The organism is Microbacterium sp. zg-Y818 (genome assembly GCF_030246905.1).
GTDB lineage: Bacteria > Actinomycetota > Actinomycetes > Actinomycetales > Microbacteriaceae > Microbacterium.
Genome location: NZ_CP126741.1, coordinates 1,380,121 through 1,397,738 on the forward strand (window position 1 = coordinate 1,380,121; position 17,618 = coordinate 1,397,738).

General features: G+C 69.9%; 16 protein-coding genes and 1 tRNA gene. 6 read left to right on the plus strand and 11 right to left on the minus strand.

The genetic code is table 11. From position 1 onward, the window contains the following. The first annotated feature begins 291 nt into the window (after positions 1 to 291). From QNO21_RS06345 to QNO21_RS06365, 5 genes are read left to right on the plus strand one after another with little or no spacing between them, the layout of a single operon-like run. Complete coding sequence (locus QNO21_RS06345; protein WP_257518927.1) at positions 292 to 1,131, plus strand: ABC transporter ATP-binding protein; 840 nt, start codon at positions 292 to 294, stop codon at positions 1,129 to 1,131. After that, the gene (locus QNO21_RS06350; RefSeq protein ID WP_257518928.1) at positions 1,128 to 1,901 is read left to right on the plus strand and encodes an ABC transporter ATP-binding protein; all 774 of its coding nucleotides are present in this window, start codon (positions 1,128 to 1,130) and stop codon (positions 1,899 to 1,901) included. Before QNO21_RS06345 ends, QNO21_RS06350 begins: the two co-directional genes overlap by 4 nt. Beyond that, on the plus strand, positions 1,894 to 2,775 hold the full coding sequence (locus QNO21_RS06355; RefSeq protein ID WP_257518929.1) for a branched-chain amino acid ABC transporter permease: 882 nt from the start codon (positions 1,894 to 1,896) through the stop codon (positions 2,773 to 2,775). The genes QNO21_RS06350 and QNO21_RS06355 overlap by 8 nt, the downstream gene beginning before the upstream one ends. Then, positions 2,772 to 3,890, plus strand: coding sequence for a branched-chain amino acid ABC transporter permease (locus QNO21_RS06360; protein ID WP_257518930.1), 1,119 nt, complete (start codon positions 2,772 to 2,774; stop codon positions 3,888 to 3,890). Before QNO21_RS06355 ends, QNO21_RS06360 begins: the two co-directional genes overlap by 4 nt. Beyond that, the gene (locus tag QNO21_RS06365) at positions 3,887 to 5,116 is read left to right on the plus strand and encodes an ABC transporter substrate-binding protein (RefSeq protein ID WP_257514376.1); all 1,230 of its coding nucleotides are present in this window, start codon (positions 3,887 to 3,889) and stop codon (positions 5,114 to 5,116) included. The genes QNO21_RS06360 and QNO21_RS06365 overlap by 4 nt, the downstream gene beginning before the upstream one ends. 71 nt (positions 5,117 to 5,187) lie before the next feature. Here the strand turns inward: QNO21_RS06365 and QNO21_RS06370 are convergent, their stop codons facing one another. The 11 genes from QNO21_RS06370 to dusB form a co-directional block, all read right to left on the minus strand. Further along, positions 5,188 to 6,159, minus strand: a complete 972-nt coding sequence (locus QNO21_RS06370; RefSeq protein ID WP_257518931.1) for a fumarylacetoacetate hydrolase family protein — start codon at positions 6,157 to 6,159, stop codon at positions 5,188 to 5,190. Next, positions 6,156 to 7,178, minus strand: coding sequence for an amidohydrolase family protein (locus QNO21_RS06375; protein ID WP_257518932.1), 1,023 nt, complete (start codon positions 7,176 to 7,178; stop codon positions 6,156 to 6,158). The genes QNO21_RS06370 and QNO21_RS06375 overlap by 4 nt, the downstream gene beginning before the upstream one ends. Then, complete coding sequence (locus QNO21_RS06380) at positions 7,175 to 8,308, minus strand: FAD-dependent monooxygenase (RefSeq protein WP_257514373.1); 1,134 nt, start codon at positions 8,306 to 8,308, stop codon at positions 7,175 to 7,177. Before QNO21_RS06380 ends, QNO21_RS06375 begins: the two co-directional genes overlap by 4 nt. A gap of 42 nt (positions 8,309 to 8,350) precedes the next feature. Further along, entirely contained in the window at positions 8,351 to 9,349 is a 999-nt protein-coding gene (locus tag QNO21_RS06385) for a cyclase family protein (RefSeq protein WP_257518933.1), read from the minus strand. After that, a complete protein-coding gene (locus tag QNO21_RS06390) occupies positions 9,346 to 10,311 on the minus strand; it encodes a fumarylacetoacetate hydrolase family protein (RefSeq protein ID WP_257518934.1) in 966 nt (321 codons plus the stop codon). The genes QNO21_RS06385 and QNO21_RS06390 overlap by 4 nt, the downstream gene beginning before the upstream one ends. 76 nt (positions 10,312 to 10,387) lie before the next feature. Then, complete coding sequence (locus QNO21_RS06395) at positions 10,388 to 11,398, minus strand: VOC family protein (protein ID WP_257518951.1); 1,011 nt, start codon at positions 11,396 to 11,398, stop codon at positions 10,388 to 10,390. Between the two features lie 235 nt (positions 11,399 to 11,633). Then, positions 11,634 to 11,709, minus strand: a tRNA-Asn gene (locus tag QNO21_RS06400). A 62-nt stretch (positions 11,710 to 11,771) separates the two neighbouring features. Next, positions 11,772 to 12,551 (minus strand): ATP-binding cassette domain-containing protein, encoded by a 780-nt coding sequence (locus tag QNO21_RS06405; RefSeq protein WP_257518935.1) that lies wholly within the window; start codon positions 12,549 to 12,551, stop codon positions 11,772 to 11,774. Between the two features lie 32 nt (positions 12,552 to 12,583). Next, positions 12,584 to 14,452 (minus strand): DNA primase, encoded by a 1,869-nt coding sequence (gene dnaG, locus QNO21_RS06410; protein WP_257518936.1) that lies wholly within the window; start codon positions 14,450 to 14,452, stop codon positions 12,584 to 12,586. Then, positions 14,452 to 15,825 (minus strand): deoxyguanosinetriphosphate triphosphohydrolase, encoded by a 1,374-nt coding sequence (locus QNO21_RS06415; RefSeq protein WP_257517169.1) that lies wholly within the window; start codon positions 15,823 to 15,825, stop codon positions 14,452 to 14,454. Before QNO21_RS06415 ends, dnaG begins: the two co-directional genes overlap by 1 nt. Then, on the minus strand, positions 15,815 to 16,978 hold the full coding sequence (gene dusB, locus QNO21_RS06420; protein WP_257518938.1) for a tRNA dihydrouridine synthase DusB: 1,164 nt from the start codon (positions 16,976 to 16,978) through the stop codon (positions 15,815 to 15,817). The genes QNO21_RS06415 and dusB overlap by 11 nt, the downstream gene beginning before the upstream one ends. 62 nt (positions 16,979 to 17,040) lie before the next feature. On the opposite strand from dusB, the gene QNO21_RS06425 reads away from it, so the two are divergent. Continuing rightward, positions 17,041 to 17,544 (plus strand): glutathione peroxidase, encoded by a 504-nt coding sequence (locus tag QNO21_RS06425; RefSeq protein WP_257516633.1) that lies wholly within the window; start codon positions 17,041 to 17,043, stop codon positions 17,542 to 17,544. The last annotated feature ends 74 nt before the right edge of the window (positions 17,545 to 17,618 follow it).

A 17,618-nucleotide genomic window follows, 5' to 3' on the forward strand; every position in this document is an offset into this window, starting at 1 on the left:
GTCGCTTTCCTTTCCTCTCGGCCAGGATGCGACGCTGCCGGGGGCCGCGCACCCCGTTGACGGGGGCGCAGCCCCCCGCTAGGCCGCGACAGCGTGTTGCAGATTCTGCACGGTCGTCTCGGATGGCCGACCTCCATACTCCGCCGCGGCGGTGTCGTCGTGCTCGTGGGATCGGCGCCCGTTATAAACACGGTCGATTAGGCATATAGGTGAATCACCCTCGCCCATAGGCGTGCATCCTCGTATGTTGGCGATGAGGCATTGCCGCCCCGCCTACCCGAGACATCGAGGATGATGACCCTGGACACCGATGCGACCGTCGGCCTTGACGAGCGCGATATGCCCGCCCCTGCCCTGACGATCCGTGACGTGGGCATCGGCTTTCGCGGCGTCCGCGCGCTGGACGCCGTCAGCTTCTCGATCCCTCGCGGCGGAACGAGCGCGGTCATCGGGCCCAACGGGGCGGGCAAGACGACCCTGTTCAACTGCATCAGCGGGATCTACCGCCACGAGGGCGAGATCGAGCTGGCCGGCCGGCCCATGAGCGGCGTGCCTGCGCAGGCCCGGGCGATTGCAGGCATCGCCCGCACCTTCCAGACGCCCGCGCTCCTTCCCGACCTCAACGTCTTCGAAAACGTCCTGCTGGGTGCGCACGGTGCAATGCGCGCCGGAATGTGGTCCGCCGCGCTGCGGATCGGCCGAGCGAGCCGCGAGGAACGCGCCGTCCGCCTCGAGGCGTGGGATCTGATGGGTCCGCTCGCGCTGCAACCTCTGGCGCTCGCGCCGGTGAGCAGCCTGGCCCACGCCGATCGACGCCGAGTGGAAGTGGCGCGCGCGCTGCTGTCACGTCCCTCGCTGCTCCTGCTCGACGAACCCGCCGCCGGACTGAGTGCCGACGAAGCCGACGAACTGCTGGAGGTCATCGCCGACTTCGGGGCCGACACACACATGACGAGCCTCCTCGTCGAGCACGACGTCGGCCTCGTCATGCGCGTCGCTCGCTTCGTCGCGGTGCTCGACGCCGGCCGGCTGCTCGCCTCCGGGGACCCGACAACCGTGTCCGCTGACCCCCGCGTGATCGCCGCGTACCTCGGTGCCGACGCGCCTTCTGACGGGGAGCTGCTGCCATGACCGTCCTCACGACCCAGAACCTCCGCGCGCGCTACGGCGGGGTCGAAGTGCTCCACGGTGTGGATCTCACCGTCGAGGAGGGTGAGATCGTCGCCTTGCTCGGCGCGAACGGCGCCGGCAAGACGAGCCTGCTCCGTGCCATCTGCAGGCAGGTCGACTCGACCGGTGCCATCACACTCGACGGCACCCGCATCGACAAGATGACGACGGCGCGCGTGGCCCGCCTCGGCATCGGCCATGTCCCCGAGGGCCGCGGAACCTTCACGGAGCTGACCGTCGAGGAGAACCTGCGCCTGGGCATTCTCGCCCGGCCTCGCCCCGTGCGTGCGACGGCGGACGAGGACCTGGACCTGATCAATGAGACCTTCCCGGTGCTGCACGAGATGCGCGGCCGCCAGGCGGGGGCGCTGTCGGGAGGACAGGCGCAGATGCTCGCAGTGGCGCGGGCACTTCTCGCCCGACCCCGGCTGCTTCTCGTCGACGAGCCGTCACTGGGGCTCGCCCCCCTGACCACGCTGGAGCTGTTCAACCGCTTCCAGTCGCTGCGGGACGCGTGGTCGCTGACGATCCTGCTCGCCGAGCAGAATGCGCGATTGTCGCTGCGGGTGGCCGACCGCGCGGTCGTCCTCACCCGGGGTCGTGTGTCGCTCGAGGGCCCCGCCGCGGATCTGCAGGATCACGACGCGCTGCGTGCGGCCTACCTCGGCGAGGGGCCGTCCGCTCCTGCGGACCGCCCGTTCCCTTCGACCCGAGGAGCGCTCGATGACTGAGTTCTTCCAGATCTTCCTGGACGGCCTCACCACCGGAACCGTCTACGCCGCCCTCGCCCTGGCGCTGAGCGTCGTGTTCCAAGGCACCGGCATGCTGAACTTCGCGCAGGGGGAGCTCGCCGTCGTGGCCGCCTTCATCGCGTTCACGACGCTGTCGACCGGCATCTCGCCGTGGCTCGCGATCCTGATCGCCGTCGCCGCATCCGCCGTGATCGGCGCCCTCGTGCACGTGCTGGTGGTCCGCTGGGCCGACACCCGCAATGAAGGCGTGCTGATGGCGATGGGTGTGGCGTTGCTCCTCGGGATCAGCGCGCTCGCCGGCATCATCTGGGGAACCGACCCGCGCAGCTACCCCAGCCCCTTCGGCTCCGGACTCATCGAGTTCGCCGGACTGCGCCTCACCTACCAGCAGGCCGGTGGCGCGCTCCTCGTCGTCGTCGCGATGAGCCTGACCGCGCTCCTCTTCCAGAAGACCCCGATCGGATTGCGTCTGCGCGCCGTCGCGCAGAATGCCCCCTCGGCGGCACTGCTGGGGCTGTCGGCCCCCGTGTGGCTCGCCCTGGGGTGGGCGATCGCCGGCGCCGTCGGCGCGGTGGCCGGCGTCGTGGCCGCCCCCACCCTGGGACTGTCCCCGTCGATGATGAACTTCCCGCTGTTGATGGCCCTCGCCGCCGCCACGCTCGGAGGCTTGACCAGTCGAGTGGGCGCGGTCGTCGGTGGCCTGCTGATCGGCGTCGTCACGGCGTTCGCCGGCCGGTACATCCCCTTCCTCGGCGGGGACCTCAACATCGTGGTCGCCTTCGTCCTCATCGTGATCGTCCTGCTTGTCAAGCCCGGCGGACTCTTCGGAAAAGAGCGGATGGTGCGCGCATGACCAGTCCCATCCCCTACCCCCATGCGCGGCCCTGGTACCGCACCCCGCGGGGCCTGCTCACCCTCGCCCTGTTCTCGGTGGGCGTCGCGATCCCGTTCCTGGTGAGCGACTACGACCTGTTCAACATGACGCGCGTGCTCGCGATCGCTCTGGGTGTGGCGGGTCTGAACCTCCTCGTCGGGTTCTCGGGGCAGATCAGCGTCGGCCACGGCGCGATCTTCGGCATCGGCGGCTACACGACGATGCTCCTGATGCTGAGGATCGACGTGCCGTGGCCGCTCGCCCTCGTGGCGAGCATCGGCGCAGGGCTCCTCGTCGGCCTCGTGATCGGCATTCCGGCGCTGAAGCTCGGCGGACTGAACCTCGGGCTGTTCACCATAGCCATCGCCGCGGTCTTCCCGCTCGTGGTGAGCCGGTTCAGTGACTTCACGGGCGGGACCGTGGGGCTGGCGCTGCCGACCTCTCCCTTCGTCGCGCCCGACGGGATCGCGCTCACGCCCGCCCAGTTCGGTTTCCTCTTCGCCCTCCTGGCGCTCGCGGGCGCGCTCGTGCTCCTCCGCAACATCACGGTGGGTCGCTTCGGCCGCGCCTACGCCGCGGTTCGGACGAACCGGATCCTCGCCGTGTCCAACGGCGTGCGCGTGCCCCAGCTGAAGCTCATCGCCTTCGTCGTCAGCTCGGCCGTGGCGGGTCTGGCCGGCGGCATCCTCGTGCTCGTCCTGACGGTCGCGACGCCCGACAGCTACCTGCTGACGTTCTCGCTGATCCTGCTCATGGCCGCCACGGTCGGAGGCAGCCGCTCGTGGATCGGCGCGATCGTGGGTGCGGCGATCGTCGTGTACCTCCCCGACTTCGCCAGCAAGGTCCTGCCCGGCCAGGCGTCAGGGCAGTTCGCCCAGCTCATCTTCGCCGTGCTCCTCGGTGTCTGCCTGATCCTCGCGCCCGGCGGCCTGGCCGCGTGGGGCACGTCGATCGCCCGCCGCGGCGCCGCGCTCGTGCGCGGTCGCCGAAGCACCGCCCCACGCACCCCCGAGACCGAATCCGGCAGCAGCACCGACCCCGAGTCCTATCCCGAAACAACAACAGCATTCACACGAAAGGAAGCGAATCGATGATGAAGACGTCACGACGAGCTCGCTCCGCCGTCATCTCCGCCGCCGCGGTAGCGGTCACCGCACTGCTGCTCAGCGGCTGCACGGGACGGCAGGCCGCGAACGAACCAGCCGCTGAGCCGCAGGATGACAGCCCGATCGTCATCGGGGCCAGCTGGCCCCAAAGCGGGCCGCTCGCCGCCGCGGCCGCAGGCTTGCACGGCTTCGAGGCCTACATCGAGATGACCAACGCCGAAGGCGGCATCGACGGACGCGAGATCAAGCTCGTCACCGCTGACGACGGCTATGACCCCGCCCGTCTCGCCGACAACCAGCGCAGCTTCGTGGAGAAGGAGGGCGCCATCGCCGTCGTCAACTTCGGCGGCATCGCGGTTCCCGGCCGGCCGTATCTCAACGACAAGAAGGTCGCGCAGATCGCACTGGCCGGGCAGACCCCGCTCAGCGACGTGGAGAACTTCCCCTATACGCGCGCCTTCTGGCCCGACGTGGTGTGGGAGGGCCAGCTGCACGCCCAGTGGCTGCAGGAGAACCGCCCCGACGCGGTCGTCGGCTTCATCGGGTTCAACAACGACCTCAGCGAGAGCCACATCGCGGGTCTCGAGGCCGGTGGCCTGGCCCCCGCGCAGGTCGCCATGGTTCCCCCGGGCACGGCCGACCTCACCGCGCAGGTCAGCCAGTTCCAGGCGGCGGGCGTGGACACCGTCATCATCAACATCGGCGCCCCCACGATCGGCGCGGTCACGAAGTACATGGACGAGATCGGCTACGAGCCCACTCTCCTGCTCGCAGGCAACATGGCCGACTTCGTCACCGTGGTCGACCCCGCCGGCGCGGACGCCGTCGCCGACGCCTACGCGTTCCACTGGGGCAAGGACCCGGCCGACCCGAAGAACGCCGAGGATGCCGCGACCCAGACGTTCATCGAGGTCATGACCGAGTACGGCTACGAGAGCGACATCCGACAGGCCCTCGCGTTCAACGGCTACGGACTGGGTGCCGCGCTGGTGGAGGCACTGAACAACGCTCCCGAGCTGACCGCAGACGGGCTGCTCGAGGCGTGGGACGCTCTCGAGGACACCGAGAACCCGTACCTCCAGGACGGCATGACGCTGGACGCGGGCTTCGGCGGGCGACTCATCTTCCAGGTGCAGCTCACGCAGTTCGACGGTGAGACCTGGGTGCCGCAGGGCGACGTGATCGACCTCCGCGACCTCGGCATCGTCGAATAGCCGCAACGCAAGAGATCGCCCCCCGCACGGATACCGTGCGGGGGGCGATCTTCTGTGCTCCCGAGGAGCCGTCAGCGACGACGCGCCCGTGAGCGCGGGCGTGCGGGCGGCAGAACCGGAGCCGGCACGGGCGCGCCGACGCGGGCGCGGATCTCGCCGATGCCCTCGACGACCATCCGCACCTCGTCGCCGGTCTGCAGCGGAGGCGGAATGAGGCCCTGGTTGCGTCCCCACAGCTCGCCGAGGCATCCACCGTTGCCGACGGTGCCCGAGCCGAGCACATCGCCGGGGACCACTCGCGAGTTGCGCGACGCGTACGCCACGAACTCCGGGAACGGCCAGCCCGCGTTGGACACGAGGTCCTCGCCGACGAGCGCGTCGTTGACGTACACCTCGGCGTGGACGGCGAGGAAGCCCTCCGCGTCGAGGTAGGGCGCGAGCTCGTCCGCCGTCACGATCCAGGGCCCCAGCGTCGTGCCGAAGTCCTTGCCCTTGCACGGCCCGAGGCGCACCTTCATCTCGCGGGCCTGCAGGTCGCGGGCCGACCAGTCGTTCATGATCGTGTACCCGAAGATGTGCTCGGCGGCCGCGTCCGGCGTGAGGTTGGACCCCGTCGATCCCGGCACTGCCCCGATCACGACGGCGACCTCGAGCTCGAAGTCGAGGCGCTCGGTGACCGGTGGCGTGACCTCCTGGAACGGGGCGAGGATCGTGTGCGGGTTCGTGAAGTAGAACGTCGGCGCCTGGTACCACTCGGGCGGCACGTCGCTCTTCCCCTCCACTCCGGCACTGACGCCTTCGACGTGCTCCTCGAAGGCGACGAAGTCGCGCACGGAGGGCGGTACGACGGGGGCGAGGAGGTCCACGTCGGCGAGCGGGATGCCGGCGGTGTCGGCGACGCGCGACAGCAGCGCGGCCGCTCCGTCGATCCCCCGGGCGAGGGCGTGGGCGACCGTCAGCCCGTCGGGGAAGGGCACGACGCGGTCGTCCACGACGAAGCCCTCCCCCACGGTCTCTTCGTGGGTCCAGCGAGCGATTCTCATGCGTTCACCGTCTTTCCCAGCAGGGCCGCCGCGTTCGAGCGCAGGATGCGCTCCGCGGTCTGCGGTGCGAGACCGGCGGACTCCACGAAGGCGACGGGATCCTCCGAGCCCATGTCGAACGGGAAATCGCTGCCGAGCACGACCTGGCTCTCGCCGGCGACCTCGATGAGGTGACGCAGCGCGCCGGCGTCGTGGACGACCGTGTCGAACCAGATCTTCCGCAGGTAGCTGGACGGTGCGTGCGCGCAGCCGCGCGCATCGGGACGCACGCGCCACGCGTGATCGCTGCGGCCGATCGAGGTCGGCAGGTACCCGCCGCCGTGCGCCGCGACGAGCCGAAGACCGGGGTGACGGTCCAGCACCCCCGCGAAGATCAGGTGCGACAGGGCGACGGCGTTCTCGACGGGCTGCCCGACGGTGTTGGCGAGGTAGAACCGGTCGAGCCGCTCGTCGAGCGAGCAGCCGAACGGATGCAGGAAGACGACGCAGCCGAGCTCCGCCGCGCGCGCCCAGAACCGCTCCAGCCGCTCATCCGACAGTTCCACGTCACCGGCGAAGGAGGAGATCTCCACCCCCGCGAGCCCGCGGCCGAGCACGGCGTCGTCGAGCAGTTCGACGAGGCGCTCCGGATGCTGCAGGGGCACGAGTCCCAGTCCCACGAGGCGATCGGGCGCCTGTGCGGTGTGCTCTGCGATGAGGCGGTTCGCTTCGGCCGCGGCCCACACCGCAAGTCCCTCGGGCGCCCACGGATAGAAATGGTTGGGCGAGGCGCTGACCCACTGCACGTCGACGCCCTGCGCGTCCATCGCCACCAGGCGCAGGCCCACGTCGGTGAGCTTGGGGACGCGGGCACCGACCATCGGTCCTGACACCGCCTGGCTGTCGGCACCGTGGCGCACGAGCTCCAGTGCAGCGGCCTCGGCGACGAGATCGGGGGCGCGGCGCGCGACCTCGGCGTGCAGCCCAGGCAGGAGAAGATGGGCGTGGACGTCGGTGACGGGCTGCCGCGGCGCGGTCATGCGGGCTCCGCCATCTTCTGCGCGATCCCGAAGATCAGCCCGCCGGCGTCGGCGCTGCGATCACCGTCGATCTGCCATTGGCCGAGTTGCACCGACGCCGCCACCACCGCCCCCGCGCGGGGGATGCGGCGGGCGTGGAACTCGTCCCACATCCCCTGGTCGAGGCTCTCGCCCCGCGTGAGCAGTTCGGTGAGGACGAAGGCATCCTCCAGCCCCTGCGCGGCGCCCTGGGCGATCGTCGGGGGGCAGCTGTGCGCGGCGTCACCGATGATGACCACGCGGCCACGGTTCCACGGCTCTGCCACGAGATGCTGCGTGAACCACGTGTAGTGCGCGTCGGCGCCGGCTTCGATGTCGGCGCGGATCTGGTTCCACGGCCCGTCGTACGCGCGCGATGCCTCGAGCATGAGCCGGCGCGCCTCGTCAGGGTCGACGCCGAAGCGGTCTTCGGCCTTCTCCACGAGGAACGCGTACATGCTGTCCTCACCCGTCGGGGTGTAGCCGGCGATGTAGACCGGTCCGCCGTAGTAGAGCGTGCTGCGTTCGACCTCCGCCGGGCGCGAGACGAACGTGCGCCAGATCCCCATCCCCGTCGACTCGGGCTTCGCCTCGATCCCGATGAGCTCGCGCACCGTCGAGTGCAGCCCATCCGCGCCGATCACGAGGTCGTAGCGACCCGCAGGCGCGCCCTCGATCTCGATCTGGACGCCGTCCGCATCCTGGGTGAGGCCGGTCAGCTTCGCCCCGAAGTGCACCTGCACGCCCGCGCGCTCGGCGTGCGCCAAGAGGATGCGGGCAAGCTCTGCCCGCGGCATCCCCATCCCGGCCGGATAATCCGGACCTCCCGTCTTCACATCGGGAAGCTCGGCGACCACGGGAGCACCGGGACCGGGCGCGCGCAAGGTGAGCCCCTCGAACGGGTATCCGGCCTCGCGGATGTCGTCCCACGCGCCCAGCGCGTCGAACACCCGCAGGGCGTTGCCCTGCAGGCTGATGCCGGAGCCGAGGGCGGTCAGCTGCGGCTTGGCTTCGAAGAGATCGACCTCGACGCCGGCCTTGGCCAGCTGGATGCCGGCGGCCAGGCCGGCGACGCCGGACCCCACGATCGCGACGGTGTGCACTGCAGTCATGTCAGAACCTCTCTGTTCTGTTCGGGTGTGCGGTGGTGTGTGTCAGAAGACGGCCACCGGATTGATCGGCGAACCGACCGCCCCGGTGATCGGCAGTGGTGGCGCCGACAGCAGCACGTCCCAGCGTCCGCGTGCGGCGCACGCGTCGGCGAGCTCGTCGAAGTCCCACATCTCGCCGATCGTGAGTCCCATGTTCGGGATAGCGATCTGGTGCAGCGGCTGGAACGACGGCGCGTCGAACTCGTTGGGGCGCACTTCGAAGCCCCACGTGTCGGTGGCGACCGCTGCGATCTCGCTCCGGTGCAGCCAGCCGGCGGTGGTCAGCGACATGCCGGCCGCTTCGCCGCCGGCATAGTCGTTCCACCCCTCGCGTCGGGCACGGGCGAGCCGGCCCGTGCGCACCAGCAGGATGTCGCCGCGTCCGACCCGGCTGGACTCCCCCTGTGCCGCGATGCACGCGTCGAGGTCGGCGGCGGTGATGCCGTAGCCGTCGGGCAGTTCTCCGGTGTCGGGCTGCAGGAAGCGGCCCATGTCGAGCAGGACGCCACGGGAGACGATGACAGCGGCCGCGTGCTCGATCCCGGTGACGAGGTCGCCGTCACTGGTGACGACATCGCCCGCACGGCGACCGTTCCACGCCATCCCGTGGTCGAAGATGTGGCCGAGGCCGTCCCACTGCGTGGAGCACTGCAGAGGCATCGTGATGTAGTCGTCGGCGCCGCCGATGCCGTGCGGGAACGGCTGGTTGCCGCGTTCGGCGTCGGTGCCGGTGTCGGTCATGGTGTGGACGGGATTGATCCGGCGCCGCCACCCCTTCTGGGGGCCGTCCGTGTTGAACGCCTGCGACAGCGAGACGACACGCCCTTGCGTCACGAGTGCCGCCGCCTCGACGCGCTTGGCCTCGTCGATGAAGTTGAGGGTGCCCAGGACGTCGTCCTCGCCCCACCGGCCCCAATTGCGATACGCCATCACGCGCGCGGCGATCTCGCCTTCGGGATCGTTGCGGTCGAGGTCGGCGGGATGTTCGCTCGGCGCGGTCATGCGGCCGCCTCCGCGACGCAGCGGACGACTTGCGTGCCGACGCCCTCGATCGTGCCGGTCATCACGTCACCGTCGCGCAGGAATCGTTTCCAGTGCTGGCCGTTGCCCGCGGGGCTGCCGGTGAGCAGGATGTCGCCCGGCAGAAGCGGCAGCGTCTGGGACGCGGTCGACACGAGCGCGGCGACGTCGAAGACCAGCTCCGCGGTCGTGGCATCCTGCATCACCTCGCCGTTCAGCTCCAGGCGGATGGCGAGGTTCGCGGGGTCAACGAACGGCGCCGGGACGAGGTAGGGCCCCGTGGGGAGGAAGCCCGGCGCGTTCTTGGCGCTGAACCAGTCGGCGCCGATGTCGCCCACGTCGGAGGGGAAGAGCAGATCGCGGGTCGAGATGTCGTTGGTGATCGTGTACCCCGCAACGTGGCTCATGGCCTCGTCTCGCCCCACGCGGAACGCCTCGGGGCCGATGACGACGGCGAGTTCGAGCTCCCAGTCATGCACGTCACTGTAGGACGGAAGCGTGAGGGGGACGTCGTCTCCCACGACGCACTGCGGCATGCCGATGAAGACGAACGGGCGACCGCTGGCGGCGCGCGCATCCATGATGCGTTCGGCACGGGCCCGCGCCTCCTCCGGCGTCAGCGCCGACTCGCCCTTGGTCAGTCCGCCGACGATCAGCTGCACGACGTGCGTGCGGTAGTTCGCGCCGGCCTGGAGCACCTGCCGCGGCTGCACCGGCGCGGTCAGGACCGCCTCGGACAGCGCAGTCCACGGCCCCTCCGCCTCGGCGAGCGCGGCGAGGCGGTCCCAGTCGGGGGCTGCGAGGAACGCGTTCAGATCGGACGCACCGAGTTCCTCCTCACCGAGGGGGCGGATGCGGTCGCCCGCGACGAGCCCGAGAACGACATCATCGCCCTGTCGGTATCGGCCGAGCGCGAAGGGGGCGGTGGGTGGGGTATGGGTCATGAATCCTCCTCGAGTCGTGACGTAGTGCGACCCGGGACGGCCGCTTCAGCGGCCGCCCCGGGACAGAGAACAGCGCTCAGCCGTGACGGGTGTACGGGTTCAGCAGCGCCGCCTTGATCTCGTCGGGCACGCCTTCCTCCGTGGCGGTGGGCCCGTCGGCGGGCGGGAACGACTCGGTCATCGACATCGGCATGGCGCCGTTGCGGTACATGTTGCTCGACCCGAGCGACGGCTTCCACGTCTGCGGCTCCCAGTCGGGCACGTAGTTGCGGTACCCCCCGGTGTTCAGTTCGACCCGCATGCTCGAGGGCTCACGGTAGTAGAGGAAGCTCTGCTCGCCGATGCCGTGGATGGAGGGCCCGTACTCGATCGCGGTGCCGCGCTCCATCAGGACGTCGGCGGCGATCAGCAGCTCCTCCCGCGTGTCGACCCAGAAGGCGTAGTGGTTGACCCGCCCGGCGCGCGAGGATCCGTCGAGCACAACGCCGAGGTCGTGAGACTTCTCGTTCGTGGTCAGCACCGAGAACACCGACATCGGCGCTTCGTCGAGCACGGTACGGGCCATGATCCGGAAGCCCAGCACCTCGTTGTACCAGCGCGCGAATCCGTCGACATCGCTCGTGGCGATCGTGACGTGGTCGAGCTGGCGGGGGGCGCCGGCAACGTGGCTGCGCTTCTGCGGACGGTCGGGGTAGATCGACGCGACCGACGGATCTGCGCGGTGGCGCGTGACGTCCCAGTGCAGGGTCATCGAGTGTCCCCACGGTCCCGTGAAGCGGTAGGCGCGACCGATGGCGTGCGCCTCGATCCATTCGCCCTGCACTCCGGCGCCCTCGATGCGGCGGACGGCCTCTTCCAGCGCCTCGGCACTGGAAGTACGCCATGCCATCGTCTCGAGAGAGGGCTCGTCGCCGGGCACCACCACGAGCGAGTAGGCGTAGTAGTCGCCCCAGCAGCGCAGGTAGACGGCATCGCCCACGCGGTCGACTTCGGTGAGACCGACCTGATCCTTGTAGAACTCCACCGAGGCCTCGACATCCGTCGACGTGATCGAGACGTACGAGAGGTGGGAGAGAAGCGTGATCATCATTGACCTTTCCGAGAGGGCTTCCATGCGCCTCGTGTTTCCCACTATCCGCATCTCGGACGTATCAGGGAACACCCGGTTGCCAATGCGCAGCATCAATCCCGTTTATATGTAGGCCCGATGGGTGTGCCAGTGTTCCACGCTGCGCTCGCGTCGAGTACTTTGCGCGATAGGCAGCCGGAGAGTGCCCCAAAGCAAGAACTCCCTTGATGAATCAAGGGAGTTCGGGGCTTGTTGGCTCCCCGGCTTGGACTCGAACCAAGAACCTATCGGTTAACAGCCGATTGCTCTGCCAATTGAGCTACCGAGGATCATGCACACCTTGCGGCGGGCAACTCGTCAATCCTAGCAAACGTCAGAGGGTGCTCGTGACTTACGACGCGACCAGTCTCGGGTTCGCATCGTCGCCGGGCGTCCACAGCAGACCGCCCGTCCCGTGGCCGGTCGCGACGGTGTGTCCGCCGCGAAGGACGAGCACGTCGGCATCCAATTCGTCGACGGCGGCCGCTTCATTGGTGACGATGACGGCGGCCATGCCGTACTCCGCCCGGCGGCGCAGGATCGCGTCGCGCGCGGCCCGCCTCACCTCGACGTCGAGGTTCGCGTACGGTTCATCGGCGACCAGCAGATGCGGACGCAGCATGAGTGCGCGCGCCAGCGCGACGCGCTGGCGCATGCCCGCGCTCAGCTCGTAGGGGTACTTCTGTGCCGCACCCAGGGGCAGTTGCAGTTCGTCGAGCAGAGCGGCGACGCGCACCGCCAGTGCGCGCTGGTTCACCCTCCGGTCGCGACTGGTGACGGGCTCCCCCACCACCTCTGCGACGGTCGAGCGTGCCGGAAGGTCGGCGCCGGCCCGCTGGGGAAGGTAGCCGGTGAGGTAGGTGTGCAGGCGGTGGGCGCGTCCGCGGCGGCCGAGCCGCACGCCTTCGACGACGGCACTGCCACCCACGAGCGACAACGCAGAGCCGCCGCGGCCCGCCAAGACCGCGGCCAGGCTGGACTTGCCGGAGCCGGTGGGTCCCATGAGGGCGAGCGTGCCGCCGCGCGGGAGGGTGAACGTGGCACCGTCCACGACCCGCTGCATCGACCCGGTGTGGGCGATGGAGAGGTCGTCGCACCGGACAGAGAACTCGTCGCCACTGCTCGGGGTCATGGTCCCATCCTGCCCGGTCGGGCGGGCGCGGGCTACTCGGCGATCAGCCGGGCACGCTCGACGTCGAGCTCCCGAAGGCGGATGCGCACCGCGCGGCCCCCGTCGGAGTCCACATCAACACGCTGGATGTGCCGCATGAGCTCGCTCTTCTCGCGTTCGATGACCCGCAAGCGCAGCCGACGCGCGAGGTCGGCGGTCGAGGCCAGGGCGCCGGCTTCGGTGCGCGCCGGGAAGTCGGCCGTGAGCAGTTCGGCGGCCAGGGTGCGGTAGGGCTCGCGCACCGCTTCGACGGCGGCCGCCGCCCAGCCGATCCGGGTACGGTCGGGCTGTTCGACGACGGCGCGACGTACGGCTTCGAGCGCAGGATGGTGGAACGGCAGCGCCAGCGCGGGGTCGAGGATGGCGGCATCCACCGCGTGACCGTACTGCAGCACGCCCATGATCGCGTCGCGCTCGAGCGCCACGTCGGCGGTGCGCGGAAGCGATGCCAGCGTCACCCGCGGCGTCGGCGCCTCGCCGCCGTCCGCGACCGGCGCTGTGGACGAGGTGGGGGCTGCATTCTTCGGCGGATGCCGGTCGCCACCGCTGCGGGCGGCGCGTTCGACCGCCTGGCTCACCTCGCCGAGGTCGAGCCCGAGCTTGCGCGCGAGCACGCGGGTGTAGCCCGGACGCAGCGAAGGATCGCGGATGTCGGCGACGATCGGCGCGGCGGCGCGGAGCGCCCCGACCTGACCCTCGACCGTGGCAAGGTCGAACCCGGCGAGGCGCTGCTCGATGACGAACTCGAACATCGGCGACTTCGACTCGAGCAGGGCGCGCACGGCGCCGTCGCCGCGCTGCACACGCAGGTCGCACGGGTCCAGTCCCCCGGGGGCGACGGCGACGTAGGTCTGCGCGGCGAAGCGCTTCTCCTCGGAGAATGCGCGCAGAGCGGCCTTCTGCCCGGCAGCGTCGGGATCGAAGGTGAAGACGACCTCGCCCGAAACGTCGCTGTCGCCCATGACCCGGCGCAGCACCGTGATGTGCTCGGACCCGAAGGCGGTGCCGCACGTGGCGATGGCGGTCGTGACCCCCGCGAGGTGGCATGCCATGACGTCGGTGTACCCCTCGACGACCACGACGCGGTGCTGGCGGGAGATGTCCCGCTTGGCGAGATCGAGGCCGTAGAGCACCTGCGACTTCTTGTAGATCGTCGTCTCGGGGGTGTTGAGGTACTTCGGGCCCTGGTCGTCGTCGAAGAGCTTGCGCGCGCCGAAGCCGATGACCTGCCCGGTGACGTCGCGGATGGGCCAGACCAGCCTGCCCCGGAACCGGTCGTACACACCGCGCTGGCCCTGCGAGAGCAGGCCCGCCGCGACCTGCTCGTCGTCGCTGAAGCCTTTCGACTTCAGCGCGTCCCGCAGGTGCGACCAGCCCTTGGGGGCATAACCGACCCCGAAGTGCGCGGCCGCGTTGGCGTCGAACCCGCGCCCGCCCAGAAAGCTGCGCGCGGCCTCGGCCTCGGGGATCGACAGCTGCGAGCGGAACCACTCCGCTGCTGCCGCATTGGCGGCGTAGAGCCGTGACCTGCCCGAGGTCTCGGGTGCGGCCGCGCCGTCCTCGTAGTGCAGCGTGTAACCCAGGCGGCCGGCCAGCCGCTCCACCGCCTCGGTGAATGAGACGTGGTCCATCTGCCGCAGAAAGGTGTAGACGTCGCCCGATTCCCCGCAGCCGAAGCAGTGGTAGAAGCCGGCCTGCGAGCGCACGTTGAAGCTGGGGCTGCGCTCGTCGTGGAATGGGCAGAGCCCCTTGAGCGATCCGACGCCCGCGGGCTTGAGAGCGACGCGCTCACCGATGACGTCGGCGATGTTGGTGCGGGCCTTCACCTCGTCGACGTCGGCCTGACGGATGCGCCCCGCCATCAAAGCCCCTCGAGGGGCTCGGGCAGCGCGTACGCGTCCGAGGCGATGACCCGGCTTCCCGGCGCCCAGAGGCCGAGGCTCGCCAGATCCACCGGCTCGACCAGGCGTGAGTGCCACGAGATTGCGAAACGGTCGGTGAGCGTGGCGACCTGATCGACCACGACCCGGCGGCGCGCGGCGTCGGTCTCGGCGCGGGCGAAGTCCTCGGCATGGAGCAGGTCCAGGTGGTCGGGCCGCTCCCACAGCGCGGTCGCGAGGCGCTTGAGCAGGCGGCGCTGCTCCTTGTAGAGGCCCTTGCGACCTTCGATGGAGACGACGAACGCGCCGATGATGCCCTTGAGCACCGCCATCTCGGCCTCGATCACCCGCGGCACGATGACGCGACCGCGGTAGCGCGTGAGCACCGGGGTATCGAAGTGCTCGCGTGTAGCCGATGTGGCGGCGCGGGCGAAGCGGCCGATGAGGTCGGAGGTGAGGTTCTTCAGCCTGGCATGCGCGGCACGCGACCCGTCGAAGGTCGTGATCCACTCCGGCATCCGCATCAGACGGAACAGCGCGTCGTCGAGCTCGTCACGGGCGAAGTCGTAGCCGACCCAGGTCTGGATCGCGCTGAGGATGGCCTCGTGCTCGCGCGGGTCCGACAGGCGCTGCGGCTCGAGATAGCCGTTCACGATCGCGTCTTCGAAGTCGTGCACCGAGTAGGCGATGTCGTCGGAGAGGTCCATCACCTCGGCTTCGATGCAGCGCAGTCGTCCCGGTGCATCCTGGCGCATCCAGCGGAAGACGGCCTCGTCCTCGGGGTAGACGCCGAACTTCAGGCGCCCCCCGGGATCGGGGACGGGGTGCTCCGCGGTCCACGGGTACTTGCAGGTCGCGTCGAGACTCGCCCGGGTGAGGTTCAGGCCGAAGCTCACCCCGTCGTCGTCGACGACCTTCGGTTCCAGGCGCGAGAGGATCCGCAGCGTCTGCGCGTTGCCCTCGAACCCGCCGATGTCGGCGGCCCAGTCGTTCAGTGCCCGCTCGCCGTTGTGACCGAAAGGCGGATGCCCGATGTCGTGGCTGAGGCAGGCGGTGTCGACGACGTCGGGTGAGAGCTGAAGCGCGGTCGCCAGCTCCCGCCCCACCTGTGCGACCTCGAGCGAGTGCGTCAGACGGTTGCGGGCGAAGTCGTACGGGCTCGCCGGGCTGAGTACCTGGGTCTTGGATGCCAGGCGTCGAAGCGCGGCCGAGTGCAGCACCCGCGCGCGGTCGCGAGCGAAGCTGTCGCGCTGCGACCGGTGGCGCTCGGGGTGGAACCGTGCCGCGTCGTCGTCGTCGTATCCGTCGGGGCGCCCGGTGAAGACGCCGACGCCGCTGGCCCGCTCACCCGCCACTGTTGTCGATCTCCGCTTCTGCGAGCAGCGCGCCGGCGTCGGCGGCGATGTCGCGCGAGGCGAGCCACCCATCGGGCAGCGCAGGGCGCTTGGGGGTGCCGGCGCGGCCGCGCTGGCCTTCGGCGCCGCTGCCAGGGTAGGGCGCGTCGAGGTCGAGGGTGGCGAGCACCTCGTCGATCTCGGCGAGGCTCGACACGGTGGCCAGCCGCGCCCGGGTGTCGCCGCCCACGGGGTAGCCCTTGAAGTACCACGACGCGTGCTTGCGGATGTCGCGGCAGCCGCGGTCTTCGCTTTCGTGGAATTCCACGAGCAGGTCGGCGTGCCGGCGGAAGGCGGCCGCCACGAAGCCGAGCGTGGCGTCCACCGGCGGCGCAGTCGCGGAGCCCGGAGCAAGCGAGCGCGCGAGATCCCCGAAGAGCCACGGACGCCCGAGGCAGCCGCGACCGACCACGACGCCGTCGCAGCCCGTCTCGCTCATCATGCGCACCGCGTCTTCGGCGGACCAGATGTCGCCGTTGCCGAGCACGGGCACGCTGGTGACGGTCTCTTTCAGGCGCGCGATGGCATCCCAGTCGGCGTGCCCCGAGTAGAACTCCGCCGCGGTGCGGGCGTGCAGGGCCACGGCGGCGACGCCGGCATCCTCGGCGATGCGCCCGGCATCGAGATAGGTGAGGTGATCGCGGTCGATGCCCTTGCGCATCTTCACGGTCAGGGGGATGTCGCCTGCGGCCCGGGCGGCGCGCGTGACGATGTCGCGGAAGAGCCCGAGTTTCCAGGGCAGTGCCGCTCCCCCGCCCTTGCGGGTCACCTTGGGTACGGGGCAGCCGAAGTTGAGGTCGATGTGGTCGGCGTGGCCCTCGTCGACGATGATGCGCACGGCGGCTTCGACCGTGACCGGATCCACGCCGTACAGCTGGATGGAGCGAGGTGTTTCGGACTCGTGGTGGCGGATGAGACGCATGGTCGTGGCGTTGCGCTCGACCAGCGCACGGCTGGTGATCATCTCGCTGACGTACAGCCCGGCGCCGTATTCGCGGCACAGCCGCCGGAAGGCGGTGTTGGTGATACCCGCCATCGGAGCCAGCACGACGGGCGCATCGAGCTCGATCGGCCCGATGCGCAGCGTGGGGGCGAGTGCGACGGTGGAAGACATCCTCTCCATTCTCCCAGATGCTGGCCGCCCCACAGGCGACCCACGGCCCTATCGTGGAGAACATGACCGACGACCAGAGTGTGGACATCCGCCAGATCCCCTTCCGCACGGCCGACGGGGAGCAGAAGACGCTCGCCGATCTCGGCGACGGACCCTTCCTCGTCGTCAACGTCGCATCGAAGTGCGGCCTGGCGCCGCAGTACGAGACGCTCGAAGAACTGCAGCGCACCTACGGCGACCGTGGGCTGACGGTCGTGGGGTTCCCGAGCAACCAGTTCATGGGCCAGGAGCCCGGCTCGATGGAGGAGATCCTCGAGTACTGCTCGACCACGTGGGGCGTGACCTTCCCGGTGCAGGAGAAGATCCACGTCAACGGTCGCAACGCGGCTCCCCTGTACAAGGCGCTGAAGAAGGCCCGCAACGTCGAAGGAGCCCGAGGGCCCGTGATGTGGAACTTCGAGAAGTTCCTGGTCACCCCCGACGGCGCCGTTCACCGGTTCCGTCCGCAGGTCAAGCCCGACGCACCCGAGGTCATCGCCGCGATCGAAGACGCACTGGCGGGCTGAGAGCGCCGGCGGGCGGGCGCGCGTCGCAACATACGAGAAGGGCCTCGCCGCAGCAGCGGCGAGGCCCTTCTCAT